Here is a 638-nt window from a genome sequence, read left to right as displayed (position 1 = left end):
GCGCACCTGCAGGTCGACGTCCGCGACGCGATGGGCGCCAACGCCGTGAACACCATGGCCGAGGCGGTCGCCGCACGCGCCGGGGAGATCGCCGGCGGCCGACCGCTGCTGCGGATCCTGACCAACAAGGCCGATCTGCGGCTGTCCCGGGCCCGCGCGGTGTTCGACGCCGAAACCCTCGGCGGGCCCGCGGTGGTGGACGACATCGTGCACGCCGCCGCGCTCGCCGAAGCCGATCCCTACCGCGCCGCGACCCACAACAAGGGGATCATGAACGGCATCAGCGCGGTCGTGCTCGCCACCGGCAACGACACCCGCGCGGTCGAGGCGGGCGCCCACTCGCACGCCGTCTCCGCGTCCGGGCAGTACACCTCGTTGTCCCGCTTCGAAAAGGACGCCGACGGCAACGTGGTCGGCACGCTGGAACTGCCGATGCCGGTCGGGCTCGTCGGCGGCGCCACGCGCGTGCACCCGGTGGCGCAGGCCGCGGTCGCCCTGCTCGGCGTGCGGACCGCCGCCGAACTCGCGGAGATCATCACCGCGGTCGGGCTCGCGCAGAACTTCGCCGCGGTGCGGGCGCTGGCCACCGAGGGCATCCAGCGCGGGCACATGTCGCTGCACGCCCGCAACATCGCCAC

1 protein-coding gene is annotated in these 638 nt (G+C 73.8%); it reads left to right on the top strand.

From position 1 onward, the window contains the following. Positions 1–638 (top strand): hydroxymethylglutaryl-CoA reductase, degradative (locus L2C96_RS44210; protein ID WP_237340333.1); only part of this gene is annotated, 638 nt, incomplete at both ends.

The organism is Amycolatopsis tucumanensis (assembly GCF_021654135.1).
Lineage (GTDB): Bacteria > Actinomycetota > Actinomycetes > Mycobacteriales > Pseudonocardiaceae > Amycolatopsis_E > Amycolatopsis_E tucumanensis.
Note: the sequence above shows the minus strand (reverse complement) of the source record. Positions and strands in the feature narration are given on the sequence as shown.